We start from the raw sequence: 26,076 nt of genomic DNA, 5'->3' as shown, positions 1-26,076 counted from the left end.
GAGCCAGGGAAAGGAAGATCAGACATGTATCTTGAAAACCTAGAGCCAACACGCCCCACATTCGTGGCCCCGCTGCAAAATCAGCGTAGCCTGTCCTCGGATTTCGTGTTTCTCAGCCAGGATGAGCGGGTCGGTTTTGCCGCCGAAGCCTGTATCGATGTCCTGCGTTCGGCCAACCGGCTGCTTGGCGAAGAGGTTTATCGCTGGGAGCATCTGCAGGGCGAGGTGGCGCTCGATTCACTGGACGGGCCTGCGTGCAGCCCGGAACAGACCCTGGTGCTGATCGGCGGAACTGAAATGCCCTGGCGGCCCGCCTCTGACCGGCTGAGCGCGTTGCGAGGCTCGATCCGCAATGCCGCGCGGCTCTGCGTGGTGGGCTCGGCGGTGTTCGTGCCGCTGGGCGCGGGGGTGCTGGGCGCAAAGCAACTGTCGGTGCATCCCAATTTTCAGCCCGGCGTGATGGAAACGGCGCCCGGCCTCGACATGGTGGAGGCCGCGACCTGTCATCACAAATCGCTCAGCTCGGCGATCAGCCCGACAGCGGCGATCCGGATGATGGTGGAGCTGATCGGCGCGCGCGACGGAGAGTTCACCCGCGCCGCCCTGTCGAAATACCTGGGCCTGACGGATGCGCAGGCAAGCCCGAACATGGCCGGAGAACACTGGCGCTATACCCGCATGGCGCAGGGCGATCCGGTGATCGGCGAGGCGCTGACGCTCATGCTGGAGCACCTGGAGGATACGCTGACCGTGGGGCAGATCGCGGGGCTTCTGGATGTGTCCCCGCGCAAGCTGGAACGCGGGTTTCGCGAGTTGCTGCGGCAGACGCCGCTGAAGGTCTACCGCGATCTGCGGCTGGACCGGGCGCGCAACCTCATGGCGCAGACCTCGATGCCGATGAACGAGATTTCGGTGGCTTGCGGGTTTTCCAACGTGACCCTGATGAAAAAGTGGTTCGTGAAGAAGTACCGCGAAGCGCCCGAGCAGGTGCGGCTGCACAGCTATGGTGGGCTGCGGCCGAACTGAGCCATAAAAAACGCCGGCCCCGAGGGACCGGCGTCTTTCAATCAGGTGTGTCCGGCGATCAGCCCGCGTTGCGGGTCTCGGCGCGGAATTCCGTCTCGTCCGTGACGGCGAAGCGCCCGCCCTGCAGCTTTTGCAGCTTGCCCTGGCGCAGCAATTGGCCGAAGGACCGCAGCCCGTCTTCGCGCGAGAAGCTTTCGCCTTCGACCTCTTTGAGCTTGCCCATGAGCATCGGACGCGAGAACTGCGGGCGGCCTTCCACATCGGCCATATAGGCGGCGGCGGCTTCGAGCAGTTCGGGCAGCGAACCTGCGCCCATTTCCTCGGCGAACTCGGCAAATCCACCGGCACCGTCGCCAACGGCCTCCATCGCTTCCTCGGCGATGTCCGAGGTGCGGATGCGACGCGGCTGCACGGGATCGCGCGGCGTGTCGATCCGTTGTTCGGCGACCAGTTTCAGCGGTGCCGGACGCTCCATGCCCGGCCGTTCGGACCGATGGCTGCCGCTGGCGCTGGGGCGGCGTGGGCGCACCATGTCGGCCAGATCAGAGCGATAGGCGCTGTCATCCTTGTCGTTCGAGATATCCACGCCGGCATTCTGATCGGCGCGGGTTGCGGCAACGGCGGCACGCAGGTGCTGGATCGCCGTGCGGCGCGCGCTTGAATCGGGCGCGTCGAGCTGGCTGTCCGCCTGCTCAAAGATACGCGAGACATCCGACGTCTTTTCAACCGCCTGAAGCCGGTCAACGCCGCGTGCCGCGGTGGTCGAGGCATCGTCAAGCGCCTCTTGCAGGTCGTCTTCGGCGACGTCGAGCATGTCGTCATCGTCATCATCCAGCTCGGCCGCCGCCTCGGGCTGATCCTCGGTTTCGGCGGCAAGGTCGTCCTCGTCCTGCATGTCGGCATCCGAGGCGAAATCGGCTTCGACCTGTGCAAGCTCACGCTGAAGTTCCGCTTCTTCTTCGGGCGAAAGCGCGTTTTCGATATCGTCCCCGGCTTCGTCGGTGAACAGGTTGACGGTATCTTCGCCGGTCTCTGTTGCGGCGGTCTCTTCCTCGGCCAGCTCGCCGGAGGCCATAGCCTCTTCGAGCACGCTGCGCTTCATCTTGACGACGCGTGCATCCAGCGGACGCTCGGCCACGTTGTCGATGTCGTCCTCGGCTTCGGCCGTGTCCTCGTCACCCTCTTCGTCGGTGTCCTCGGGCATGGCGTCGGCCAGAAGCTGCGCAAGCGTGTCCTCGACGGTGCTGTCCTCTTCGGCCTCTTCGATGAGGGTTTCGGGGGCAGCAGGCTCCGCCTCGGGCTCAAGCTCGGCTTCAACCTCCGCTTCGACCTCTGTTTCAAGCTCCGCTTCAACCTCTGCTTCAAGCTCCGCCTCGGCCTCCGCCTCAGCCTCAGCCTGAGCGGCGATGTTGGCGAACATGGCCTTTGCGGCCTCGGCTTCGGCTGCGTCCCGTGCCGCTGCCTCTTCCTCGGCGCTTGCGGCGCTCAGCTCGGCGGCGTCATCGACGGCAAGGGCGGCATCGAGATCCGCAGCAGTGTCGTCCAGGAAGTCCTGCGCATGCTCGTCCTCGGTATACTCGGTGTCACCATAGCCCTGCTCGGACTGGGCCACGACAGAGCGGATACGACGCAGTTTCGCGGCGACGCTGTCGGGATCTGGATGGGTAATTTCTTCTGTCTTTTCAAACGCCTGAACAGGTTCGGGCATGATGGGTTCAGCGGCCGTTTCCGGCATGTCTTCGGCCAGTGCGGCAGGCATGTCAGACGCGTCGTCCCCGGCCTCATCAGCAAGGGAGTCCGCTGCGGGCATATCCGCCTCGGCCATCTCGGTGTAGATCTCGTCGGTCGGTTCCTCGGCGTCTGCGACTTCGGCCTCGGGCGTTTCGGCCTCTTCCGGTTCGCTCTGCGCATCTTCGACGTCCACCTCGGCCTGCGCATCGGTTGCCTCGGCCTCGTCTTTGGCGGTGAGCGCGGCGATATTGGCGGTGAAATCCGCGTCGGACACAGCTTCTTCCGCCGCATCTTCCGCCTGGGTCTGTTCGGCGGTCTGTTCGGTGGGCTGATCCGCGGGGGCGAATGGTTGCGCCGCGGCGGGGGCCGGCTGCTCTGCAACGGGCTCAGCAATGGGAGCGCCCGGCGCGGGCATCGGGGCGGTAAAGCGCGGAGCCTCTGCAGGAGCCGCGGGCGCGGGCGCGGGCGCTTCGGCCTGCGGAGCCTGCTCAACCGGGTCCGCCTGAAGCGCGGCCGGAGCGGTCGGCTCTGAGGCGCGCAGCACGATCTTGCCGCCATCCTCATGGGCCTGCACACGGCGCGCGATCTCGCGCTCGGCGATCCGGGCCAGCATCTCGGCATCGGGCGTCGGTGGTTCCGCGCCGAAATACCGGTCATCCGCAGCCAGATCACGGAAATACTCCGCAATAGCCTTCATCGTGCCGAAACTGTCGTCAAACCCTTCCAGAGTGCACGAAAACGTCCCATAAGAGACTGTGAGGATTTTGCTGTTGTTAATCATTCCAATGCTCGCTTTAGCTTTGCCCGCAAAGCCTTGTTTACCATGCTGGACGCGTCGAAAGCGGCCCGATTCTGAGAATTTTAGCGTATCATTTCGTGGTTAAAATAAGGCTCTCTTTGCCAAATTGCCAATAATCATGGAGAAATCGCTTGATTGTTAACACAGAGGAAACAGTCACGCTCATCGGCGGGGCGACCTTTGACCAAGATATGGCCCGGCGGGCGCTGGCGCTGGCCCCGTATGTCGTAGCCGCCGATGGGGGGGCGGATGCGGCGCTGGCGCATGGGCTGAGGCCCGAGGCTGTGATCGGCGATTTCGACTCGATCAGTGAAGCAAGCTGTGCGGCGTTGCCAGAGGCGAGCCTGCACCGGATCGACGAGCAGGACAGCACTGATTTTGACAAATGCCTGCGCAATGTCAGCGCGCCGCTTGTGATCGGGATCGGCTTTTCGGGCGACCGGCTGGATCATCAGCTTGCCTGTTACAACACCCTGGTGCGCCACCCGGCGCAGCGCTGTCTCTTGCTGGGGCGCGAGGAACTGGTGTTTCTGGCCCCTCCCGGCTGCTTGCTGCCGCTGGAGGCGGGCACGACCGTTTCGCTGTTTCCGATGGGGGCGGTCGAAGGGGTTTCCGACGGGCTGGAATGGGAGATCGGCGGGCTGAATTTTGCGCCTGACGGGCGGGTCGGCACGTCGAACCGTGCGCGCGGGCCTGTGCAACTGAGCGTGACCGCGCCGAAAATGCTGGTGATCCTGCCGGAACATACATTGGAACCGGTGGTCGAGGCGCTGCGCCGGACAACGGCGCATTGGCCCTGATCAGACCGCCGAAGTGGGCGGTATGGTGCGCTTCTGTAGCGCCCGCTCGCGCATGAAAACATAGAGCCCCGAGCCGACGATGACCGCGATGCCAAGCCAGGTGAGCGCATCGGGGAAATCCCCGAAGACGGTATAGCCCAGGACAGTGGCCGCCACGATCTCAAGGTATTGCAGCGGCGCGATGGTGGCGGCCGGCGCCAGCCGAAGCGCGAAGCTGATGAACAGATGCGAGATGGTCGAGACTATGCCGACGCCAAGCAGGGTCCAGACCGCGAGGCCGTGCGGCATTGCCGGATCGAGAAGCGCGTTGCCGGTGCCGTTGAAGGCGGTCAGGAGCGGCAGGATGATCAGGCAGGCGGCGAAGGCCGTGTACCCTTGCAGCGCAATCGGGTGAATGCGTGTCGCCATGCGGCGGGTCATGATCATGTAGAAGGCAAAGCAGAGCGCAGTGCCAAGTGGAAAGAGCGCGACGAGCCCGAGGTCTTCGAAGCTGGGCTGGATCACCAGCAGCGCCCCGGCGAAGCCGATGGCGCAGGCGACAAGGCGGCGCGGGCCCACCTCTTCGCCCAGAAGCACCCCGCCGAGCAGGGTGATGATGAACGGCGCGACAAAGAAGATCGCCAGCGCATTGGCGATGGGCATGAAGCGGATCGCGGCAAAGAAAAGCCCGGTGGCCACCACGATGAGCAGCGCGCGCACGAGGTGCAGGCCGCATTCACGCGCCGCGGGGCGGTGCATGAGCCGCATCCCCGCCGCCATGGGCAGCAGGGCCAGCGCCTGAATGCCGAAGCGGAAGGCCAGGATCTGCATCACCGGGATATAGGCGGGCGTGGCCTTGGCGAAGGCATCCATCACCGGGGCGATGGTGGCAAAGCCGATCATGCAGAGGATGCCAAGGAGGGTACGGTCGCGGGTCATGGCGCGACGCTAGGAGCGGGGTGCGGGCCTGTCCAGACGGATTGCGACAGGCGGGCGCCGGTTCCTGCCAAAACACGACAGGGGCCGCCCGAAGACCGCCCCTGCCCCATGTCCGTGACATTGTCCGCTCAGAACCCGATCACCATCTCCGCCAGCGCGATCCAGACCGGGATACTGAGGATGGCGACCGGCGTGCCAAGCCCGGTGGACGCGCCCACATAGGCCGAGCTGTTGGCCTCGGGCAAAGCGCCGCGCATGGTGGGCGGGCCGGAGATATCCGAACTGGACGCCGCCATGATCGACAAAAGCACCACGCCGCCCGCGGAGAACCCGGTGAAATGGTGGGCGACAAGCCCGGCACCAAAGCCCAGAAGGCCATGCACCAGCGGGGCTGTCAGGGCATAGAGCACATAGGCGTGGGCCACCTTGCGCAGCTCCGACAGGCGTGACCAGGCTTCCATCCCCATGATGAGCATGAGCACCGAAAGCAGACCCCGGAACAGAGGCTCGTAGAAGCTTTTGTAGACACTGTCAGGTTGCGAGAACATGCCCAGCGCAAGGCCGATCACCAGTGCCGAAATGGCCGGGCTGCGGAATGTATCGGTGAGGATGCCGCCAAGCAGGCCCTTGTCCATGCCGCCGATCGGGGCGCTGCCGCCGACGCCGCCCGCAGGCCCCCCGGCGAGCGCAGCGCCGCCTGTGCCGCCAACACTCTGGATGGCCGTGGCCTTGCGCGCCTGCGCCAGCTTGGCCAGAACGATGGCCGTGACAAGGGCGGCAATGTCCATGAAGGGATAAAGCGCACCGATGAAGCCTTCGTAATAGAGCTGCTGATCATCGAGCACCGCCATGCCCGCCGCCAGTGTCGAGGCAGAGACCGCCCCGAAAAGCCCGACAGTTGCCAGCCCGTCCAGCTCGGAGACCCCCCGCAGGCGCACCAGGGTCCGGCTGCCGATCAGGACAATCAGGATGCCCACCACGCCCGCACCGAGGGCCGGCACCAGCAGCGACATCAGGTCCGCTTCGCGCACCGAGATCCCCGCCCCCATGCCAACCTTGAGCAGAAGCAGGATGACGATGAACTTGTAGACCGGTTCGGGCACTTCGAATTTGCTGCCGAGCGACGCCAGCAACATCCCGGCGATAAGAAACGCCAGGGTTGGCTTTTGCAGCTGTTCCACGACGGTGGTGGCGATGGTCATGACGATGTCCATGAGACAGGCTCCTCAAATCTGGGTTGCCCTGTGCTATGCCAGCCTATAGATAAATAAAAATATATTTATGTGGCCGTTTTGTTCTATATAATAGAAATATGGACCGGCTGAACTATCATCATCTGCGGTATTTTCGTGAGGTGGCCCATCAGGGGCATCTGGGCCAGGCGGCGGAACGGCTGAACCTGTCGCAGTCCGCCTTGTCGATTCAGATCAAACAGCTTGAAGAGCGGCTGGGCCATGCGCTGTTCGACCGGGTGGGGCGGCGCCTGCAACTGACCGAAGCCGGGCGGATTGCACTGGCCCATGCGGACCGGATCTTTGGTGCGGGCCAGGAGCTTCTGGCGACGCTGGAACAGGCGGGCACCGCGCGCCCGCCGATGCGCGTGGGCGCGCTTTCGACCCTGTCACGTAACTTTCAGCTTGGATTTCTGCAGCCCCTTCTGGCGGCGGGCACCTATCCGCTGATCCTGAAGTCGGGCGGCAATGCGCGCCTGTTGCAGGATCTCGAAGAGATGGAGCTTGACGTGGTGCTGAGCACCGAAATCCCTCCCGCCCGGTCCGGCACGGCCTTTGCCGCGCAGCGCATGGCCCAGCAGGAGGTGCAGTTGCATGGCGTTCCGGAGCGGATGCGCCACGACAGTCTGGAGGCGCTGTTGCGCGAAGAGCCGCTGATCCTGCCGACGGAAAGCACCGTGCGGGCGGGGTTCGAGGAACTGGTCACGCGGCTGGGGCTGAGCCCGCGGATCGCCGCCGATGTGGACGATATGGCCATGGTTCGCCTGCTGACCCGCGAGGGGGCAGGTGTGGCGGTGGCGCCGTCGGTTGTTCTGGCCGATGAGATCGCCAGCGGACGGGTGGCCACCGCGCCGTTCGAGCTGGGCATTGTCGAGCCGTTTTATGCGGTTACCCTGCCGCGGCAGTTTCCGCATCCGGGTCTGGCAGAACTGCTCAACCCGCAGCCCGGATCAGCGCAGGGCGGCTGACGCGGAGAGCGCCCTGGCCGCCGCCTCGCCCGCCTGATAGGCGCCGTTGCAGAGCGCCACGTAGGGCATGCCCGTCGCCTCTCCGGCGAACCAGAGTTTTTCAGCCAGCGGGCGCGCCAGAACCTCGCGCGCGCCGTACCGGCCCGGGCGCGCCGCGGCATAGGCCCCAAGGGTGTGGGGGTTGCTGGCCCAGGGGGTCAGGTGGCCCTTGACGAAGTGCTTGCGCGCGTCCGAGCCGACCATACGCTCCAGCTCTCCGAGGGCGAAGTCGATCGCCGCCGCCTCCCCTGCTGCCGAAAGCTCCCAGCCGAAACGTCCGCCGACAAAGCCGACCATGTAGTTGAAACCGAACGGCCAGGTGAGGAAGAAACAGGCCGGTGTCGCCATCTCGCGCGGCACCCGGTAATCAAGCCAGGCATTGGGCGCGAAGCCCAGCCGCGTGCCGTCGAACAGAAGGGTGATCTTGGCCAGCAGACCCATCGGCAGATCGGCGATGGCCTGACCTGTTTCGGCGGGCAGCTCTGGTGTGAAGCGGATCCCGCCTGCGTTCAGCACGCCCGTGGAGACGGTCACGATGCAGGCTCGGGCGTTGATCGTGCCTTGCGGCGTGGTCACGGACACCCCCTGCCCGCTCCAGTCGATGGCGGTGACCGGCGTGTTGAGCGCAACGGGGATGTCGCGGAAGTGATGCGCCACAACGGCACCCAGCCCCTCCTTCACCAGAAAACTCGGATCGCCGCCTTCGGAGGTCCACCAGTCCTGCGTCGAGAGGTCATCGAAATCGACCCCCCAGTCCATCGGCCCGGTCCAGCTTTGCGCGACGCCGATATCGGGGTTGCCCTGCGGCATGACCGTTGACGCCGGAACATCAAGCCCTGCCTGGCCCGCCGCCGTCAGCGCCTGTTCGACAGCGCCCCAGGCGGCATCATAGGCCCGGCGCTGCTCGGCATCTGCAGCTGCGTCATCGACGAAATAGGAGCTGTTGGCCGAGCTGTGATCGAGCAGGGTGAAGCCGTCGCGCCTGGCAATGGCGGTGAACGGATTGACATGGCCCGCGTTGATCCAGCTACAGCCGTGGTCAAAGGGGACGCCAAAGGTGTCGCTCTCGGTATAGGCGCGCCCGCCGATGCGGCCCGCCGCCTCGACCAGCGCCACGGAATGGCCCGCCGCCTGCAAGGTGTGGGCGGCCTGAAGCCCGGCGATCCCGGCACCGACAACGACCACGTCCGGCGCGCTTGGCAAGGCCCGCGCAGCAGAACTGAGCAGGGTCAGGGCCGCAAGACCCCTGAAAAATGTGCGGCGCGGCAGATTCCCGGATAGCGTGTGGGGCATCTTTTTTCTTTCCAAGATGAAGAAAGCAGTGCTGTCATTTGTCAGGTGATTCTTGTTCACAGTCTTCTTGACACGCGGGCGAAATCAACCCATTCATTGAATACTCATTCAGTGAATGCTCATAAATCCGCCGAAAGGCGAGGGGATGAGGTGACATAATCGGCCCCGGAGAGGGCCATAAAAATTTGCGCAATCCGGAAAGGATGCGCTCAACAGGAGGCCGGATTGTCGGCCAGACACAGGGAGACGAAAACATGGATGTACTCGACCAATTGGGTGCGGTGAAAGAAGGCAAGATGAGCCGCCGTGCGTTTACGCGGTCGCTGATGGCGGCGGGCGTGGGTATGGCCACGGTGCCTCTGAGCAAGATGGCGCACGCCTCGGACGGGGACCAGGCCACGTATTTTACCTGGGGCGGTTATGATATTCCCGAGCTGTTCGGGGAGTATCAGACAAAGAACGGCGCATTGCCGAATTTCGCGATTTTCGGGGCCTCCGAAGAGGCGCTGACCAAGATGCGCGGCGGGTTCGTCGTGGATGTCTCGCACCCTTGTAACCAGGCGGTGCCGCGTTGGGCGGCCACCGGCCTGTTCCAGTCGGTTGACGTGTCGCGCCTGGCGCATGGCGCCGACATCATCCCCGAGCTGACGCAGCTTGAGGGCAACCAGGATGGCGACAACCTCTGGATGGTGCCGTTTGACTGGGGCTCGACCTCGATCACCTACCGGACCGACCTTGTCGAGCTGGATGGCGAGGAAAGCTGGGACATGCTGTGGGACGAGCGCTATTCGGGCCGTCTGGGCAGCCTTGGCGCCGGGGCGGATGCCTGGTGGGTCGGGGCGATCAAGGCCGGTATCAGCTTTGACAATATCGACAGCGACGAAGCCTTCGAGAAGATCGCCGAAATCATGCGCGCCCAGCGCCCGCATATCCGGGTTTATACCGATGACACGACCTCGCTTGAGCAGGCGCTGGCCTCGGGCGAGCTGGTCGCGGCGATGACCTGGAACTCGTCGGCCGTGACGCTGGCGGCGGAAGGCGTGCCGGTGAAGTTTGCCAACCCGAAGGAGGGCGCGCTGACCTGGGTCTGCGGCCTGATGATCCACAAGGACGCGCCCAATGTCGACCGCGCCTATGACGTGATCGACAGCCTTCTGAGCGTGGAATCGGGCAAGTTCATGGTCAACGACTATGGCTATGGCCACTCAAACAAAAACACCTTCGACCATTTCGACGAGGAGACCCTCGTCGGTCTCGGGCTCAGCAAGAACCCGACGGATATCCTCGGGTCCGGCCACTTCCAGAAGCCGCAGACGCAGGAGTGGGAATCGAAGATGAACGCCCTGTTCGAACAGATCAAGGCCGGGTTCTGATCCCCGACGACCCAGAGGCAGCCGCTCCGCGCGGCTGCCTTTTTCAGCTTATCCGAGCCGCCTGACCCGGCCCCGTTCGAAGGAGCGGGCAGGTGCGGCGTGTGTGACGAGAGGGACGGACCGCCATGGCAGACGCAACCGCAAACGACGCCCCGCCGGGCGAGGACCGAACGCAGACCAAGCGCAGCTGGAAGGCGCGTTTCAATCAAAGCGACACGCTCAAGGGTTTTAGCCTTCTGTCTCCCACGCTGTTCGTTCTGATCATCGGGATCATCATCCCTTTCGGAATTCTGATCACAATCAGCCTCTGGACCGCTGTCGGCTTTGGCTTTGACACATCGCTGACGCTCAACAATTACCAGACCGCTGCCGAACAGCCCCTTTATGGCGCGCTGCTGTCGCGGTCACTGATGGTTTCGGGATGGGCCACGGTGGCCACGGTGGTGCTGTCCTATCCGATGGCCTACTACGTCGCCTTCCATGTGCATCGCAACAAGATGATGTGGATCGTTCTGATGACCCTGCCCTTCTGGACCAGCTACCTGCTGCGGGTTTTCGCGTGGAAAGTGGTGCTGGGCTATGAGGGCGTGATCAACTCGGCGCTGATGGGGCTGGGGCTGATCGAGGCGCCGCTGGAGTTTCTGCTCTATTCAACCGATGCCGTGATCATCACGCTGGCGCATGCCTGGGCGGCCTTTGCGATCCTGCCGATGTATGTGTCGCTTGAGAAAATCGACAAATCGCTGCTTGAGGCCGCGACAGACCTTGGCGACGGGCCGGTGGCGCGGTTCCTGCGCATCACCCTGCCGCTGTCGATGCCCGGGATCATCTCGGCCTGCCTGCTGATCTTCATCCCCACCACGGGTGACTATATCACGCCGGCGCTGCTGGGCGGGCCGGATGGGCTGATGATCGGGAACCTCATCCAGCTGCAATTCGGCCCGGTCAACAACTGGCCGATGGGGGCGACGCTGGCGATCATCCTGATGCTGACCATCGCGGCGATTGCGCTGGTCTTCCTTGTGCTCACCAAGCTGGTGAAGGATCGACTGACATGAGCAAAGACGTCTCGTATATCAACCGCCCGAACCGGCCGTTACAGATCTATGCGATCTTCTTCCTGATCTTCCTTTACGTGCCGGTGCTGTTCCTGCCGCTCTTCAGTTTCAACGACTCGATCTACGTGAAGTTCCCGATCGAGGGCTTCACGCTGAAATGGTACGGAGAGCTGATGTCGCGGGAGCCCGTCTGGGCCGCACTGATGAATTCGGTCAAGGTGGGGATTGCAACTGCGGTCTTCTCGACCACGCTGGGCATTTTCGCCGCCAAGGCGATCACCCGCTACCGCATCCCCGGCAAGGGGCCGCTGGTGGGCTTCATCATGCTGCCGCTGGTGGTGCCGGGGATTATCTTTGGCGTGGCGCTTCTGGTGCTGTTCAGCCAGATGGGCGTGCCGCTGTCGCTCTACACGGTGACGGTTGGCCATATCATCATCTGTCTGCCTTTCTCCATCGCGACGCTGCTGCCGCGCTTCGAGGGGTTTGATCAATCGGTGGAAGAGGCCTCGGCTGATCTGGGCGAGAACGGGTGGTGGACCTTCTGGCGGGTGACCTTCCCGATCGTCTTTCCCGGTATCCTGGCGAGCCTGCTTCTGACTTTCACGGTTTCGTTCGATGAGTTCATCATGGCCTTTTTCCTGACCGGAACAGACCCGACCTTGCCCATGTATATCTGGGGTCAACTGCGGTTCCCGCAGGAGTTCCCGTCGGTGCTGGCGCTGTCTTCGATGATTATCGTCGCCTCGTTCATCATCGTTTTCGTCGGGCAATGGATCAATCGCGACGCGGCCTTTGGCGGCGTCAAAGGGGAGCGCTGAATATGAGTGGTGACGCCTTCATTTCCATCCAGAATGTCGACAAGTATTTCGGCAAATTCCAGGCCGTCGACAATGTGAGCGTGGATATCGGCCATGCCGAGTTCTTCTCGCTGCTGGGGTCGTCGGGCTGCGGCAAGACAACGCTTCTGCGGATGCTGGCGGGGTTCGAGAACCCGACAAACGGCGAGATCTATATCGACGGGCAGGCCATGTCGGAGGTGCCGCCGCACCAGCGCCCGGTCAACATGGTTTTCCAGAGCTACGCGATTTTTCCGCATCTGAACGTGCGCGACAACATCGCCTATGGGCTGCGCAAGCAGAAGCTCAGCAAGGCCAAGCGCTATGAGATGGTCGACGAGATGCTGGAGCTCATCAAGCTGCCGGATTACGGCGACCGCAAGGCCAATGAGCTGTCGGGCGGGCAGCGGCAGCGGATCGCGCTGGCGCGTGCGCTGATCCTGCGGCCCAAGGTGCTGCTTCTGGACGAGCCGCTTGGCGCGCTTGACAAGCAGCTGCGCGAACAGATGCAGCTTGAGCTGCGCGCGTTGCAGCGGACGGTGGGGATCACCTTCGTGTTCGTGACCCATGACCAGGAGGAGGCGCTGACGCTCTCGGACCGGATCGCGGTGATGTCGGGCGGCAAGGTGCTTCAGCTTGATACGCCGACGGGGCTCTATGAGTTGCCGCAGAGCCGCCAGGTTGCGTCATTCATCGGGACGATGAATTTCTTCGATGCCACGGTGACGGCCGCCACCTCGGGGGCGCAGCATGTGCCGGTCAAGGCCAGCGGGCTGGGCGAGGTGACGGCCCTGACGCGGGGGCAGGATTTTGCCAATGCGGCGCAGGTGCAGGTGGCCATTCGCCCCGAGAAACTGCGGCTGAGCGATGACAGGCCCGAGGGGGCCGAAAACGCCATCCAGGGCACGCTGGAAAACGCGGCCTATCTGGGCGAACGGAGCCATTTCTATGTCTCGATCCCCGGCCAGGACAAGCCCGTCGCCGTTTCGGCACAGAACCGCGAGCGTGTGGACGGGATCAATGCCGAGAGCGCGCGGCCCGTCTGGCTGAGCTGGAATAACGACGCCATGGTTCTGCTCGCCGATACCTGAGCGGCGCGGAGCGTTCATCTAACGCCAAACCGGAAAGAAGGCACCGGAATATGACCGAAGTGACGGCCAAGGCCGCAAAGACGAACAGGACTGTCGGGCGCACCGCATCAAAAGAGGTGCGGCGTCAGCAGCTGATCGAGGCGACCATCACGTCGATCGCCAAGCACGGCATTTCGGGCACCACCATGACCACGGTCACCGGCTTTGCCGGTCTGTCGCTGGGCATCGTGAACTTTCACTTCCAGAACAAGGAAAACCTGTTCGAGGAAACCCTGCGCTATCTTGCGCGGGAGCATCGCGATCACTGGCAGAAGTCGGCGGCGAATGCAGACCTGACCCCCGAGGCCAAGCTGATGGCCATTGGCGACGCGCATTTTCATCCCAGCATCTGCAACCGCAAGAAGCTGGCGGTCTGGTTCGGCTTTTATGGCGAGGCGGGGTATCGCGCTTCCTATCGCAAGATCATGTCGGAGATCGACGAAGAGCGCTGGGAAATCTCGCGCGATCTGTGCGAGCAGATCATTGCCGAAGGCGGTTACGCGAATGTGGATGCCGAACATGTCGCCGAGACGCTGGAAGGGCTTTATGACGGCTTTTGCCTGAATATCCTGATCTACCCCAAGGACTTCACCCGCGAACATGCCAAGGCGCGGCTGCGGGAGTATTTCGCCGCCACTTTCCCGAAGCATTTCCCTTCACCGACAGACCAATCCTGCAAAGGCTGATCCATGCCAAGAGACCCGCGTTACGACATCCTGTTCGAGCCGGTGAAGCTGGGGCCTGTGACGGCGCCCAACCGGTTCTATCAAGTGCCGCATTGCAATGGGATGGGCTATGCCTATCCCTCGTCGATGGCCGAGATGCGCGGCGTAAAGGCCGAGGGCGGCTGGGGTGTGGTCTGTACCGAGGAGGTGGAGATCAGCCACACATCGGAGCTGGCGGGATATATCGAGGGGCGGCTCTGGGACGATGCCGATATTCCGATCCTCGCGAAGATGGTCGAGAAAGTGCATGCGCATGGCGCGCTGGCGGGGATAGAACCGGCGCATCTGGGCATGGGGGCGGCCAATAACTACAGCCGCGAAGTGCCGATGGGGCCGAGCGCGCGGCCCGTGGACATGCCCGAGCCGATCCAGGCCCGCGCCATGGACAAGGCCGATATCAGGGCGTTCCGGAAAATGCATGTCGACGCGGCGCGACGGTCGAAGGCGGCGGGGTTTGACGTGGTCTATCTCTATGCCGGGCATGACATGACGACGCTCATGCATTTCCTGTCACGCAGGCGCAATGACCGGATGGACGAATATGGCGGGTCACTGGAAAACCGCGTGCGCCTTTTGCGCGAATGCCTGGAGGACACCAAGGATGCCATCGGCGATACCTGTTGCGTGGCCGTCCGGCTGGCGGTGGATGAACTGATGGGCTCTGACGGGATTTCCTGCGAGGCGGAGGGGCGCGACATCATCGAGATGCTGGCCGAGATCCCCGACCTGTGGGATGTCAATGTCTCGACCTGGGAAGAGGACAGCAAGCCGTCACGGTTTTCCGAGGAGAGTTTCCAGACCGATTATACCTCTTTCGTGAAATCCGTGACGACCAAGCCCGTGGTGGGCGTGGGCCGCTTCACCTCGCCCGACACGATGGTGTCGCTGATCAAGTCGGGCAAGCTCGACCTCATTGGCGCGGCACGGCCATCGATCGCCGACCCGTTCCTGCCGAAGAAGGTGGAGGAAGGGCGGATCGAGGACATTCGCGAATGTATCGGTTGCAATATCTGCGTGACGGCGGATTTCATCCACGTGCCGCTGCGCTGCACGCAGAACCCGACGATGGGCGAGGAATGGCGCAAGGGCTGGCACCCGGAGCGCATCGCGCCGCGCCATGCGGAAGAGAGCGTGTTGATCGTGGGCGCAGGCCCGGCCGGACTGGAGGCCGCGCGGGCGCTGGGGCAGCGGGGGTATGAGGTGACGCTGGCCGAGGGCGGCAACACCGTTGGCGGGCGTGTGGCGGTGGAAAGCCAGCTTCCGGGGCTGTCGGCCTGGCGGCGGGTGGCGGATTACCGGGAGTATCAGATCAGCCAGATGGCCAATGTCGGGGTGTATCTGGACAGCAGGCTGACCGCCGATCAGGTGCTGGAATTCGGGGCTGACCATGTGGTGCTGGCCACTGGTGCCAAATGGGCGACGTCCGGCATCGGGCGCAGTCACGGCTATCCGATCCCGGCGGAGGCAGGCGCGCGGGTGATGTCGCCAGATGAGATCATGGCGGGGGCTGCCCCCGAGGGGCCAGTCGTGATCTTTGACGATGAGCATTATTACATGGCCGGCGCCCTGGCGGAAAAACTGCGCGTGGCGGGGCATGAGGTGAGCTATGTGACACCGGCCTCGGATGTGTCGCACTGGACGCATAACACGATGGAGCAGGGGTTCATCCAGGCGCGGCTGATGGAGCTGGGCGTGCAGATCATCCCGCTGCACACGCTCACCAGGATCGGGGCGGATCATGTGACGCTGTCCTGCATCTATACCGGGGCGCAGCGTGATCTGGCCGCTGGCACGGTGATCCCGGTGACCATGCGCGAGGCGCAGGACGAGCTGTATCAGGCGCTCATCGCGCGCGAAGACGCGCCCGCCTCGCTGATGCGGATCGGCGATTGTCTGGCCCCCGGCACCATTGCGATGGCGGTTTATGCGGGCCACCGCTATGCGCGCGAGCTGGGAGAGCCGCCCGCGCAAGGCGTGCCGTTCCGCCGCGAATTGCCGGAACTGGCGAAGGACTGACCCATGACCCGAGACCCACGATATGATGTACTTTTCGAGCCGGTGAAGATCGGCCCGGTGACGGCGCGCAACCGGTTTTATCAAGTGCCGCATTGCAACGGGATGGGGCGGGTTTATCCGTCATCCATGGCCGCGATGCGCCGCACCAAGGCCGAGGGCGGCTGGGCTGTGGTCTGTACCGAAGAGGTGGAAATCCACCCCTCCGCCGATCATTCGCCCTGGTCCGGGGGGCGGCTTTGGGATGACCGCGACATTCCCATTCATGCGCGCATGTGTGACGGCATTCACGAGTTCGGCAGTCTGGCGGGGATCGAGCTGAACCATGCCGGGATGATGGCCGCCAACAAGTTCTCCCGGATGCCGGTGATGGCGCCGTCGGCCATACCGATCGCCGCATGCGACCCGATCCAGGCCCGAGCGATGGACCGCGAGGATATACGCAACCTGCGCCGCTGGCACCGCGACGCCGCGTTGCGGGCGAAACGCGCGGGCTATGACCTTGTCTATGTCTATATCGGGCACCAGCTCAGTACGATGTCGCATTTCCTGTCGCCTTACAGGAACCGGCGGTCGGATGAATATGGCGGCTCGCTTGAAAACCGCTCGCGCCTGTTCCGCGAGATCCTGGCAGATACCAAGGACGCGGTGGGCGATACGATGGCGGTGGCCGTGCGCTTTGCGGTGGATGAGCTGTTGGGGGATGTGGGTTTTACCTCTGACGGAGAAGGGCGAGAGCTGATCGAGATGGTCGCGGAGGAACCGGATCTGTGGGATGTGAACATCTCGGGCTGGGAGCATGACAGCGCCACCTCGCGGTTCAAGGCGTCGGGGTATCAGGACGACTATGTGTCTTTCGTCAAATCCGTGACCACCAAGCCCGTGGTGGGGGTGGGCCGCTATACCTCGCCCGATGCGATGGTCTCGTTGGTCAAGGGCGGGCAACTGGATTTCATCGGCGCGGCGCGGCCGTCGATTGCCGATCCGTTCCTGCCCAAGAAGATCGAAGAGGGGCGGATCGAGGAAATCCGCGAATGTATCGGCTGCAATATCTGCGTCTCGGGGGATCACAGTTTCACACCGATGCGCTGCACCCAGAACCCCACCATGGGCGAGGAATGGCGGCGCGGCTGGCACCCGGACCGGATGCCCCGCAAACATGCCGACGATACCGTGCTGATCGTGGGCGCAGGGCCTGCGGGGCTGGAGGCGGCGCGGGCGCTGGGACAGCGGGGCTATGGCGTCACGCTGGCCGAGGCGGGTGAGGAGATGGGCGGCAGGCTGGTGCATGAACGGCGCCTGCCCGGGCTGGCGGAATGGGGCCGCGTGGTGGATCACCGGACCTACATGATCAGCCAGATGGCCAATGTGAACGCCTATACCAACAGTCCTATGGACGCGCAGGCGATTGCCGAGTTCGGTGCCGATCACGTGATCCTGGCCACCGGCTCGCTCTGGGACCGCGACGGGATCGGCCGGGCGCACCCGCAGGGCATGCGTATCGAGGATGGGGCTACGATCCTTACACCTGACGATGTATTTGCCGGTGTCGAGGTCGATGGCCCGGTGGTGATCTTTGACGACGATCATTACTACATGGGCGGGCTGATGGCCGAAAAGCTGCGCGGCGCAGGGGTGGAGGTGACGCTGGTCACGCCCGCCGCCGAGGTGTCGGCCTGGACGCATAACACTTTGGAACAGCATGTGATTCAGGCGCGTCTGATGGAAATGGGCGTGCGGGTGATGACCTCGCACACCGTTGAGCAGGTCAGCCGCGACAAAGCGGTGGTGGCCTGTGGCTATACCGGGGCCGAGCGCGAACTCGACTGCGGCTCTGCCTTGCTCGTGACCATGCGGCAGCCGGTGGATGATCTCTATGACGTGCTGCGGGAAGCGCGGCTGCCGTCACTCAGCAGGGTCGGTGATTGCCTTGTCCCAGGCACGATCGCGGCGGCGGTTTATGCGGGCCACCTTGCCGCGCGGGAGCTGGGTGCGCCTGCCAGCGATGGCGTGCCCTTCCTGCGTGAAATTTCCGAGCTGTCCGACGATTTCCCGAGAGGTGCCTGAGATGCCCCGCGATACCCACGACCGCGATCCGCGATACGATATCCTCTTTGAACCGATGCAGATCGGCCCGGTCACAGCGAAAAACCGGTTCTACCAAGTGCCGCATTGCACCGGCATGGGCCATCTGCGCCCGCGCACCCTGGCCGAGATGCGCCGGGTCAAGGCCGAAGGCGGATGGGGGGTGGTGTGTACCGAATATAACTCGATCCACCCCAGCTCGGACGATCTGCCGACACCCTCGGCCGCGCTTTGGAATGACAGCGATATTCGCGCCCACCGGCTGATGACCGATGCGGTGCATGAGCATGGCGCGCTGGCGGGGGCAGAGCTGTGGTATGGCGGTCACCGAACCGCCAACCTGATGACACGCGAGGTGTCGATGGACCTGCAATCGGTTCCGAATGCGGTGGGCCACCCGTTCCAGACCCGCGCGATGGACCGCACGGACATCCGCAACCTGCGCCGCTGGCACCGCAACGCGGCGCTCAGAGCGCGCGACGCGGGGTTTGACATCGTTTATGTCTACTGCACGCATACCTACCTTCTGTCGAACTTCCTGAACCCGAGGATCAACACGCGGGGCGATGAGTATGGCGGACGCCTGGAGAACCGCACAAGGCTGATCCGGGAGTTGATCGAGGACACCAAGGAGGCGGTGGGCGACCGCTGTGCCGTCGCAGTCCGCTGGGCGGCGGATGAACAGGTGGGCAAGGATGGCCAGCCGATCCACGGCGAGCGGCGCGAGATGTTCGAGATGATGGCCGAACTGCCTGACCTGTGGGATATCAACATCGCCGATTACAGCCTTGAGATGGGCGTGTCGCGCTTTATCAAAGAGGGGTCATTGGAGCCCTACATGGATTTCGTGAAGTCCATGACGACCAAGCCGGTGGTGACGGTAGGCCGCTTTACCTCGCCCGATGCGATGGTGAGCCAGATCCGGCGCGGGGTGGTGGATTTCATCGGAGCGGCGCGCCCGTCGATTGCCGATCCGTTCCTGCCGAAGAAGATCGAAGAAGGTGACCTGAGCGCGATCCGCGAATGTATCGGTTGCAACATCTGCTATTCGGGAGACAGCACCGGCACGCCGATCCGCTGCACGCAGAACCCGACCATGGGCGAGGAATGGCGCAAGGGCTGGCACCCGGAGCGGATCGAGCCGGCGGGCAGCGACAGTTCGGTGCTGATCGTCGGCGCAGGGCCTGCGGGTCTGGAGGCGGCACGGGCACTGGGGCAACGCGGCTATCGGGTGATGCTGGCCGAAGCCACGACCGAACTGGGCGGGCGGGTGAGCCGCGAGAGCGCCCTTCCGGGGATGTCTGAATATGCCCGCGTGCGCGATTACCGGCTCCAGCAGCTTCAGGAAATGGTGAATGTGGAGGTCTTTCTCGATAGCCGGATGGGCGTGGAGGAGGTGATGGAGGTGGGGGCCGATCATGTGGCCATCGCCACCGGGGCACGCTGGCGGCGGGACCGCTATAATGGCGAAGTCTATGTCGATATTGCCGCACCGGGCAGCGAGCCGCTGATCCTCACGCCCGACGATATCATGGCGGGCCGGATGCCCGAGGGCGATGTGCTCGTCTATGACGAGGATGGCTATTACATGGGCGGCGTGATCGCCGAGGCGCTGGTGGCCAATGGCAACGCGGTCACGCTGGCAAGCCCGTCGGAGAGCGTGTCGGAATGGGCGGGCAAAACCTCGGAACGCTGGAGGGTGCGCCGCCATCTGGCGGGGATGGGGGTGCGCTTTGCGCTGGCACAAGAGCTGACCTTGTTCGACGGCAAGACCGCGACCCTGGCCGATGTGTTTTCCGGTGAGAACACCACGCTGGATGTCGCTGCGGTTGTGATGGTCACCGCGCGCGCGCCGGTGGATGCGCTTTATCAGGATCTGATGACCAGCGTTGAAGGGGATGCCGACCGCCTGCCCTTTACGCTGAAACGGATCGGCGATTGCGAGGCCCCGGCGATTGTCGCGGCGGCCACCTATGCCGGCCACCGCTATGCCCGCGAGTTGGACAATGCGCCGGATCCGGACGAGCCGCTGAAACATGACCGCGTCGATGTAGGCGAGACGCCCGAGGGCGCGCATTTGAGGGAGGAATGACATGAGCACGCCAACCAAGGAATACCTCGATACGCTGACGCGCTATTACGAGGAGGAGGTCGAGGGCGAGGCGTATTTCTATGCCATTGCCGAGCGGCTGAGCGACCCGGAGGAGCGGCGCAAGATGGAGATGGTCGCCGAGGTAGAGACCTATGCCGCCGCCGCGGTGGAGCCGCTCTTGCAGAAATACGATCTGGCCCCTGCCTCTCGCGAGGCGCTGGCCGCGTCGGGGCGCAAGATGGCCGCCGACAGTCCCGGTGATTTCCTGCACTTCCTTCGCAAATGGCAGGTGGAGTTTCCGGGATATATCGACGAGTTCGAGGCGCTGGAGGCTATGGCCCCGGCAGAGGACGTGCCGGTCCTGAAAATCCTGACAGACCATGAGCACGCGGCGATTGCCTTTATCGAGGCGGAACTGAAGGGCGAGGCCAACAGCACCGCGCCGATGCAGCATTATCTGGAGACCGGAACGGCATGACCGCGCGGCGGCTCGTTCTGGCGGTGGGCCTCGCGGTGCTGGCGGGAGGTGGCTATGCCGCGATCATGCTGCGCCGCGAGACGCTTCCACCCGCGCCGGACCTGGCAGAGGACTATGAGTGCACCACCTGCGACGCGCGTGCCGCCAGCAAGGCGCGCCAGCGGGAGGCGTTGCAAAAGGCCCGGGACGAGGCTTCTGCCGAGGGGACCGAATGACACTGCCCACGCTTCTGTCACCGCTGACCATACGCGGGCGTACATTTCGCAACCGCATCTTTTCCACAGGTCATATGACGGTGATGCTGCAGGACGGTGTGCCGACGGACCGGATGGTGGCCTATCACGAGGCCCGGGCCAAGGGAGGGGCAGCGCTGATCATTATCGAGGCGGCGCGGGCGCATGCCTCGGGCGATAGTGGCCGCCCGGCGATCCGCGCCTATGACGATGCCTGCATCCCGGGGTACCGGCGCATTGCCGAAGCGTGCCAGCCGCATGGCGCCATGGTCTTTGGTCAACTCACCCATCCGGGCCGTGAAATGCCGATGGCCGCCGATGGCACCCATGCCGTGGCGCATGCGCCCTCGGCCATCCCCAATGAGCGCTTCCATGTTATGCCGCGCGAGATGCCGGTCAGCATGGTGCAGGACATCATCGCAGGCTTTGGCGATGCGGCGGCGCGGCTGCGCAAGGCGGGGTTGGATGGGGTCGAGGTGGTGGCCTCGCACGGGTATTTGCTGAGCCAGTTCCTGAACCCGCGCCTCAATCACCGGACGGATGCGTATGGCGGCAGTTTCGACAATCGCCTGCGGTTCGTGGCCGAGAGTCTGGCGGCGGTGCGCGAGCGTATCGGTGACAAGATGATCCTTGGCATTCGCCTGTCCGGCGACGAGAAGGGGCATGACGGGCTGGAAGGCGCGGAGATGGTCGAGATCGCCAGGGCGTTGGCGTCTCTCGGTGTGCTGGATTATCTCAACGTGACCGCCGGGACATCATCGAGCCTTGCGGGCTCCACCCATATCGTGCCGCCGATGGCTTATGGGGCCGCCTATACCGCGCCGCTGGCCGCTGCGATCCGGGCGCAGGTCGATCTGCCTGTTTTCGTCGCGGGGCGGATCAACCAGCCGCAGATTGCCGAAAGCGTGCTGAGCAGCGGGCAGGCCGATATGTGCGGCATGACCCGGGCGATGATTGCCGACCCGCTGATGCCGCAGAAGGCCCGCGAGGGGCGGCTTGACGATATCCGCGCCTGTGTCGCCTGCAATCAGGCCTGTATCGGTCACATGCTGAACGGCGTGCCGATCTCCTGCATTCAGCACCCGGAGACGGGCCGGGAGCTGGAGTTCGGGGATTTGCCAAAAACCGAGACGCCGCGCCGGGTGATGGTCGTGGGTGGCGGGCCTGCCGGGCTGAAGGCCGCAGCAGTGGCGGCGGCGCGCGGGCATGAGGTCACGCTTTACGAGGCGCATGCCACGCTGGGCGGACAGGTCAACCTGGCGCAAATGCTGCCCGGGCGGGCGGAGTTTGGCGGGGTGACGCCGAACCTGACACGCGAGGCGGAACAGGCGGGGGTGCGCATCAGGCTCAACGCGGTGGTGACGCGCGAGGTGATTGACAGCGAAGCGCCTGACGCGCTGATCCTCGCCACCGGGGCCACGCCTTATATGCCGGCTATCGAAGGTGCGGAGGAGGCGCATGTGGTCGAGCCCTGGGCCGTGCTGCAGGGCACGGCCAATGTCGGCTCACGCGTGGTGATCGCCGACTGGCGCTGTGACTGGATCGGGCTGGGGATCGCCGAGAAGTTGGCGCGCGATGGTTGTCATGTGCGGCTGGCGGTGAACGGGATGACGGCGGGCCAGAGCATTCCGCAATATGCGCGGGATGCCTGGCTGGGCGAGCTGCACCGGCTGGGGGTGGAGATCACCCCCTACACGCGGCTTTACGGGGTGGATGAAGACAGCGCCTATTTCCAGCATACGCTGAGTGGCGAGCCGGTGGTGTTCGACGGTGTGGACACAACCGTTGCCGCCCTGGGCCACCGGTCGGAAACGGTGCTTGCGCAGGCTGTGGCCAATTGGCCGGGAGAAGTGCACATGATTGGCGATGCACTCAGCCCGCGCACGGTGGAAGAGGCGGTGCTGGAAGGGTTGCGCGTGGGCGCGCGTCTCTGACCTGTCGGCTTTCGGCGCGATCCGGCACCTCCTGACCGGCCTTTTCCAAGACAGGCTCGGGCCGGGCGGGGCGGAAAAGAGCGATCTGCACAAAAACTGCTGAAAGGCTCAGGTGGTGCTGCACCTGAGGGATCTATCGCTGTGTCCGAGGACAAGGAACAGTGAAGGAGCAGATCCATGAAAACCTTTCTCGTACGTGGCGTGCCCATTTCGATCCAGCAGGATGGATGGTGGATGGATGGCCCGGTCAAACGCCCGCCTGCCCCGCCGGGCAAGGACGCCCCTGGCAACCGCGCGCGAATGGAGCGGCCGCTGCTGCTTCTGGCGCTTGTGGCGCTGGCCGATGCGCTTTTGTGGGGGGTGGCACCGGGCCTGTCGCTTTTTGTATTCGGCGCCGTGGTGCTGCTGGCCGCGCTTGTCATGGCGGAGGGGCGCGGCTGGGGCGGTGTGATACTCGGGGTTGTGCTTGGTCTGCCCGTGCTGGAGCAGGCACAGGTGCTGTCCGTCCTGTTCTGGCTGGCCGGGCTATTGACCGGTGGGGCATGGATCGCCATGGGCGGCTGGCAAGGTCTGCGCATGGCCGTCCTTGGGGCGCTGCGCCTCGCCGCCTATGGCCCGTTCTCGGCGCTCGCTGATACGGCCCGCGCCCTCACCCGGACAATGCCCAGCGGCGGCACGCTGCCCAACCGGCTGGACAAGCTGGTTCTCGGCTGGGCCTTGCCCCTGGGCGCGGGGGTCGTGTTCATGAGCCTGCTGATCGAGGCGAATCCGATCGCCCGGCACTGGCTGGACCACGCCCGGGAGCTGCGCCTGCCGGATGCCGGACGTGTCGGTTTCTGGGTCGGCGCGGCGCTTTGCCTTGCGCCCTTCCTGCGGCTGCCTGCGCTGCGCCAGCGGCTCACCCCTGCCGCACGCCGAGAGGTCTATGGCCCCCGTCGCCTGCCCGGCATCTTCAACCCCGACGCGGTGCGGCGTTCGTTGATCCTGTTCAATGCGCTCTTTGCGGTGTAGAGCGGGCTTGATGCCGTCTATCTCTGGGGCGGGGCCGCTTTGCCCGATGGCATGAGCTATGCCACCTATGCCCATCGCGGGGCTTATCCGCTGCTGATCACGGCGCTGCTGGCCGGGGCTTTTGCCCTTGCCGCACGGCCCTTCACCGGCACCGACACCGCCTTGCGCGCGGCGCTGATGGTGTGGATCCTGCAAACGGTGCTTCTGGTCGTGTCGTCGATGATGCGGCTTGACCTTTATGTCGAGGTCTATGGCCTCACGCGTCTGCGTCTGTCGGCGGGGATCTGGATGGGCGTGGTTGCCCTGGGCCTGTGCCTCACCTTCTGGCAGGTGCGGCAGCATCACTCTGCCGCATGGCTTCTGACGCGCTGCGCGGTGCTTGGGCTTGTGACGCTCTATCTGGCCATGTTCGCGAGCTTCGACCAGGCCATCGCCCGTTACAACCTTACCCATGACGTTCCCCGAGACCCGATCTATATCTGCCAGCTTGGTCCGGCGGCCCTGCCCGAGATCCGCCGTCATGCGCCGGAACTTTGCGACAATTCCCTCACACCGCGTGCGCCGCTGATCACCGACTGGCGCGAATGGGGCTTTCGCGACTGGCGCGTTCTGCGTAGCCTTGGCGAGATGAGCGCGGCAAAGGCGGAGCTGTGAGATGGCCGATATCCTGATCATCGACGATGATCCGCAGATCCGCGATGTGCTGCGCATCGCGCTGAAGAAAGCCGGGCATGCGGTGGCCGAGGCGGGCGACGGGGCCGAGGGGCTGGCCAAGGCGCGAAACGGCCGGGCAGACCTGATCGTGCTCGATATCGGGATGCCCGAGATGGACGGGCTGGAGCTCTGCCGCCGCCTGCGGGGCGAGGGTAACGACACGCCGGTGCTTTTCCTGACCGCGCGGGACGAAGAGATCGACCGCATTCTCGGCTTCGAGCTGGGCGGCGACGATTACGTGACCAAGCCCTTCTCGCCGCGCGAACTGATCGCCCGCATCCGCGCCATCCTGAAGCGGAGCGAAGGGCGTGGCGGCGCAGGCAATGGGCCGGTGATGAGCCACGGGGCGCTCAGGCTCGATCCGGCGCGGCATCTGTGCAGCTTTGACAGCACCAGCATCACCCTGACGGGGCGCGAGATGGCGCTTCTGGAACATCTGATGCGCCATCCGGAGCATGTCGCCACCAAGGCGCAACTGACCGATGCGGTCTATGGCCCGCATATCCATGTCTCAGAACGCACGCTGGACAGTCACCTTCGCAACCTGCGGTCAAAGCTTGCCGATGCGGGGTGCGAGGCGGCGATCGAGACGGTGCATGGCGTTGGCATCAGGATGGGTTCATGCGCCCCCGGATAAGGCAGAAATGGCGCCCGCCTCTGGCCCTGGTCATTGGCGGGACGCTGGCGGCGTTCCTGACGCTGCCGATGATCGGGATCGGCTATTTCAAGCTGGCCGGGTTCATCCTTGGCTGGGGCGAGACGACATTGCTGTTCTTCGTGGTCGCCCTGATCTCCACCCTGATCCTGGGGTTTTTGCTGTGGCGGCTGGTGCTGCGCCCGGTTTACGCGCTCACCGCCCATGCCGAAGCGGTGCGCGACGGGCGCGACGACACCCCCTTGCCGCCGCATTTCGGCACACCGGAGATCTCGGCCCTGGGCCAGGCCATGCTGGAGATGGAGACGACGCTGCAGGACCGCGAGGCAGGGCTGCGCGCCTATACCAATCACGTCACCCACGAGCTGAAATCACCCCTGACCAGCCTGATCGGCGCAGCCGAGCTGTTGGAGGATGCCGACGAGGCCGACCGAGAGGCGCTGGTGGCCACGATCCAGCACAGCTCGCGCCGCCTGCAGGAGTTGCTCGATGCGCTGCGCCGCCTGGCGGTGGCGCGCGAGCCGGTGGGGCGCGGGCCGGTGCGGGTTTCAGACGCGGTGGCCCGGCTGGAGCGTCCGCCGGGCCTGGCGGTGGAGCTCGAGGGCGAGGCCAGCCTGCCGATTGACGCCGAGGCGCTGGATGCGGTGCTGGGGCATCTGGCGGGCAATGCGGCGGCGCATGGCGCGGACCTCATGCATCTGCAGGCTGAGGGAGCGACGCTTACGGTCAGCGACAACGGTTCGGGTATCGCCCCCGGCAATCAGGCCCGGGTGTTCGATCCGTTCTTTACCACCCGGCGCAGCGCCGACGGCACGGGGATGGGTCTGGCTATCGTGCGCACCATGCTTGAGGCCGCGGGGGGCGACATCACACTGGCCCCGTCCGACCACGGGGCGCGGTTCGTCATTCATTTCGAAACCCTGTAGAGCGGGG

20 protein-coding genes and 1 pseudogene are annotated in these 26,076 nt (G+C 64.4%); 17 read left to right on the top strand and 4 right to left on the bottom strand.

Annotated elements, in window-relative coordinates:
• The first annotated feature begins 24 nt into the window (after nt 1-24).
• The gene (locus tag EI983_RS01560; protein ID WP_157705534.1) at nt 25-1,026 is read left to right on the top strand and encodes a helix-turn-helix domain-containing protein; all 1,002 of its coding nucleotides are present in this window, start codon (nt 25-27) and stop codon (nt 1,024-1,026) included.
• A gap of 58 nt (nt 1,027-1,084) precedes the next feature.
• Here the strand turns inward: EI983_RS01560 and EI983_RS01555 are convergent, their stop codons facing one another.
• Nucleotides 1,085-3,538: a hypothetical protein gene (locus tag EI983_RS01555; protein WP_157705533.1), complete on the bottom strand. Its 2,454-nt coding sequence runs from the start codon at nt 3,536-3,538 to the stop codon at nt 1,085-1,087.
• A 149-nt stretch (nt 3,539-3,687) separates the two neighbouring features.
• On the opposite strand from EI983_RS01555, the gene EI983_RS01550 reads away from it, so the two are divergent.
• Nucleotides 3,688-4,356 carry a thiamine diphosphokinase gene (locus EI983_RS01550; RefSeq protein ID WP_157705532.1) on the top strand — a complete coding sequence of 223 codons (669 nt, stop codon included), beginning with the start codon at nt 3,688-3,690 and terminating at the stop codon, nt 4,354-4,356.
• On the opposite strand, the gene EI983_RS01545 is transcribed toward EI983_RS01550, so the two are convergent.
• The gene (locus EI983_RS01545; RefSeq protein ID WP_157705531.1) at nt 4,357-5,274 is read right to left on the bottom strand and encodes a DMT family transporter; all 918 of its coding nucleotides are present in this window, start codon (nt 5,272-5,274) and stop codon (nt 4,357-4,359) included.
• A gap of 128 nt (nt 5,275-5,402) precedes the next feature.
• Nucleotides 5,403-6,488: a sodium-dependent bicarbonate transport family permease gene (locus tag EI983_RS01540; RefSeq protein WP_157705530.1), complete on the bottom strand. Its 1,086-nt coding sequence runs from the start codon at nt 6,486-6,488 to the stop codon at nt 5,403-5,405.
• 98 nt (nt 6,489-6,586) lie between these two features.
• Between EI983_RS01540 and EI983_RS01535 the strand changes: the two genes are divergently transcribed.
• Nucleotides 6,587-7,474, top strand: coding sequence for a LysR family transcriptional regulator (locus EI983_RS01535; protein WP_157705529.1), 888 nt, complete (start codon nt 6,587-6,589; stop codon nt 7,472-7,474).
• Here EI983_RS01535 and EI983_RS01530 read toward each other — a convergent pair.
• Nucleotides 7,457-8,806 (bottom strand): flavin monoamine oxidase family protein, encoded by a 1,350-nt coding sequence (locus EI983_RS01530; RefSeq protein ID WP_157705528.1) that lies wholly within the window; start codon nt 8,804-8,806, stop codon nt 7,457-7,459. The genes EI983_RS01535 and EI983_RS01530 overlap by 18 nt on opposite strands.
• 254 nt (nt 8,807-9,060) lie before the next feature.
• Between EI983_RS01530 and EI983_RS01525 the strand changes: the two genes are divergently transcribed.
• The 14 genes and pseudogenes from EI983_RS01525 to EI983_RS01455 all read left to right on the top strand — a co-directional run bounded on the left by EI983_RS01525 (nt 9,061) and on the right by EI983_RS01455 (nt 26,069).
• Nucleotides 9,061-10,179, top strand: a complete 1,119-nt coding sequence (locus tag EI983_RS01525) for an ABC transporter substrate-binding protein (protein WP_157705527.1) — start codon at nt 9,061-9,063, stop codon at nt 10,177-10,179.
• Between the two features lie 125 nt (nt 10,180-10,304).
• The gene (locus EI983_RS01520; protein ID WP_157705526.1) at nt 10,305-11,237 is read left to right on the top strand and encodes an ABC transporter permease; all 933 of its coding nucleotides are present in this window, start codon (nt 10,305-10,307) and stop codon (nt 11,235-11,237) included.
• On the top strand, nt 11,234-12,055 hold the full coding sequence (locus EI983_RS01515; protein ID WP_157705525.1) for an ABC transporter permease: 822 nt from the start codon (nt 11,234-11,236) through the stop codon (nt 12,053-12,055). Before EI983_RS01520 ends, EI983_RS01515 begins: the two co-directional genes overlap by 4 nt.
• A 2-nt stretch (nt 12,056-12,057) precedes the next feature.
• On the top strand, nt 12,058-13,164 hold the full coding sequence (locus EI983_RS01510; RefSeq protein WP_157705524.1) for an ABC transporter ATP-binding protein: 1,107 nt from the start codon (nt 12,058-12,060) through the stop codon (nt 13,162-13,164).
• A gap of 50 nt (nt 13,165-13,214) precedes the next feature.
• Nucleotides 13,215-13,889 (top strand): TetR family transcriptional regulator C-terminal domain-containing protein, encoded by a 675-nt coding sequence (locus tag EI983_RS01505; RefSeq protein WP_157705523.1) that lies wholly within the window; start codon nt 13,215-13,217, stop codon nt 13,887-13,889.
• A gap of 3 nt (nt 13,890-13,892) precedes the next feature.
• Complete coding sequence (locus tag EI983_RS01500; RefSeq protein ID WP_157705522.1) at nt 13,893-15,944, top strand: oxidoreductase; 2,052 nt, start codon at nt 13,893-13,895, stop codon at nt 15,942-15,944.
• Nucleotides 15,945-15,947: 3 nt separating this feature from the next.
• A complete protein-coding gene (locus tag EI983_RS01495; RefSeq protein WP_157705521.1) occupies nt 15,948-18,008 on the top strand; it encodes an oxidoreductase in 2,061 nt (686 codons plus the stop codon).
• 1 nt (nt 18,009) lies between these two features.
• Complete coding sequence (locus tag EI983_RS01490; RefSeq protein ID WP_157705520.1) at nt 18,010-20,118, top strand: oxidoreductase; 2,109 nt, start codon at nt 18,010-18,012, stop codon at nt 20,116-20,118.
• Nucleotide 20,119: 1 nt separating this feature from the next.
• Nucleotides 20,120-20,596: a hypothetical protein gene (locus EI983_RS01485; protein WP_157705519.1), complete on the top strand. Its 477-nt coding sequence runs from the start codon at nt 20,120-20,122 to the stop codon at nt 20,594-20,596.
• A complete protein-coding gene (locus tag EI983_RS01480) occupies nt 20,593-20,811 on the top strand; it encodes a hypothetical protein (RefSeq protein WP_157705518.1) in 219 nt (72 codons plus the stop codon). The genes EI983_RS01485 and EI983_RS01480 overlap by 4 nt, the downstream gene beginning before the upstream one ends.
• Nucleotides 20,808-22,763: an oxidoreductase gene (locus EI983_RS01475; protein ID WP_157705517.1), complete on the top strand. Its 1,956-nt coding sequence runs from the start codon at nt 20,808-20,810 to the stop codon at nt 22,761-22,763. The genes EI983_RS01480 and EI983_RS01475 overlap by 4 nt, the downstream gene beginning before the upstream one ends.
• Nucleotides 22,764-22,940: 177 nt before the next feature.
• Nucleotides 22,941-24,428 (top strand): annotated as a pseudogene (locus tag EI983_RS19485) (DUF4153 domain-containing protein).
• Nucleotide 24,429: 1 nt separating this feature from the next.
• Nucleotides 24,430-25,125 carry a response regulator transcription factor gene (locus EI983_RS01460; RefSeq protein WP_157705514.1) on the top strand — a complete coding sequence of 232 codons (696 nt, stop codon included), beginning with the start codon at nt 24,430-24,432 and terminating at the stop codon, nt 25,123-25,125.
• Nucleotides 25,110-26,069 (top strand): sensor histidine kinase, encoded by a 960-nt coding sequence (locus tag EI983_RS01455; RefSeq protein ID WP_157705513.1) that lies wholly within the window; start codon nt 25,110-25,112, stop codon nt 26,067-26,069. The genes EI983_RS01460 and EI983_RS01455 overlap by 16 nt, the downstream gene beginning before the upstream one ends.
• Nucleotides 26,070-26,076 lie beyond the last annotated feature (7 nt).

Source organism: Roseovarius faecimaris (genome assembly GCF_009762325.1).
GTDB lineage: Bacteria > Pseudomonadota > Alphaproteobacteria > Rhodobacterales > Rhodobacteraceae > Roseovarius > Roseovarius faecimaris.
This window is presented reverse-complemented; position numbering and strand designations above follow the sequence as displayed.

What these genes read in the sequence shown, in the direction of transcription:
- EI983_RS01560 (WP_157705534.1), top strand. Translation starts at nt 25, where the DNA reads ATGTATCTTGAAAACCTAGAGCCAACACGCCCCACATTCGTGGCCCCG.
- EI983_RS01555 (WP_157705533.1), bottom strand. Translation starts at nt 3,538, where the DNA reads ATGATTAACAACAGCAAAATCCTCACAGTCTCTTATGGGACGTTTTCG.
- EI983_RS01545 (WP_157705531.1), bottom strand. Translation starts at nt 5,274, where the DNA reads ATGACCCGCGACCGTACCCTCCTTGGCATCCTCTGCATGATCGGCTTT.
- EI983_RS01540 (WP_157705530.1), bottom strand. Translation starts at nt 6,488, where the DNA reads ATGGACATCGTCATGACCATCGCCACCACCGTCGTGGAACAGCTGCAA.
- EI983_RS01535 (WP_157705529.1), top strand. Translation starts at nt 6,587, where the DNA reads ATGGACCGGCTGAACTATCATCATCTGCGGTATTTTCGTGAGGTGGCC.
- EI983_RS01530 (WP_157705528.1), bottom strand. Translation starts at nt 8,806, where the DNA reads ATGCCCCACACGCTATCCGGGAATCTGCCGCGCCGCACATTTTTCAGG.
- EI983_RS01525 (WP_157705527.1), top strand. Translation starts at nt 9,061, where the DNA reads ATGGATGTACTCGACCAATTGGGTGCGGTGAAAGAAGGCAAGATGAGC.
- EI983_RS01520 (WP_157705526.1), top strand. Translation starts at nt 10,305, where the DNA reads ATGGCAGACGCAACCGCAAACGACGCCCCGCCGGGCGAGGACCGAACG.
- EI983_RS01515 (WP_157705525.1), top strand. Translation starts at nt 11,234, where the DNA reads ATGAGCAAAGACGTCTCGTATATCAACCGCCCGAACCGGCCGTTACAG.
- EI983_RS01510 (WP_157705524.1), top strand. Translation starts at nt 12,058, where the DNA reads ATGAGTGGTGACGCCTTCATTTCCATCCAGAATGTCGACAAGTATTTC.
- EI983_RS01505 (WP_157705523.1), top strand. Translation starts at nt 13,215, where the DNA reads ATGACCGAAGTGACGGCCAAGGCCGCAAAGACGAACAGGACTGTCGGG.
- EI983_RS01500 (WP_157705522.1), top strand. Translation starts at nt 13,893, where the DNA reads ATGCCAAGAGACCCGCGTTACGACATCCTGTTCGAGCCGGTGAAGCTG.
- EI983_RS01495 (WP_157705521.1), top strand. Translation starts at nt 15,948, where the DNA reads ATGACCCGAGACCCACGATATGATGTACTTTTCGAGCCGGTGAAGATC.
- EI983_RS01490 (WP_157705520.1), top strand. Translation starts at nt 18,010, where the DNA reads ATGCCCCGCGATACCCACGACCGCGATCCGCGATACGATATCCTCTTT.
- EI983_RS01485 (WP_157705519.1), top strand. Translation starts at nt 20,120, where the DNA reads ATGAGCACGCCAACCAAGGAATACCTCGATACGCTGACGCGCTATTAC.
- EI983_RS01480 (WP_157705518.1), top strand. Translation starts at nt 20,593, where the DNA reads ATGACCGCGCGGCGGCTCGTTCTGGCGGTGGGCCTCGCGGTGCTGGCG.
- EI983_RS01475 (WP_157705517.1), top strand. Translation starts at nt 20,808, where the DNA reads ATGACACTGCCCACGCTTCTGTCACCGCTGACCATACGCGGGCGTACA.
- EI983_RS01460 (WP_157705514.1), top strand. Translation starts at nt 24,430, where the DNA reads ATGGCCGATATCCTGATCATCGACGATGATCCGCAGATCCGCGATGTG.
- EI983_RS01455 (WP_157705513.1), top strand. Translation starts at nt 25,110, where the DNA reads ATGCGCCCCCGGATAAGGCAGAAATGGCGCCCGCCTCTGGCCCTGGTC.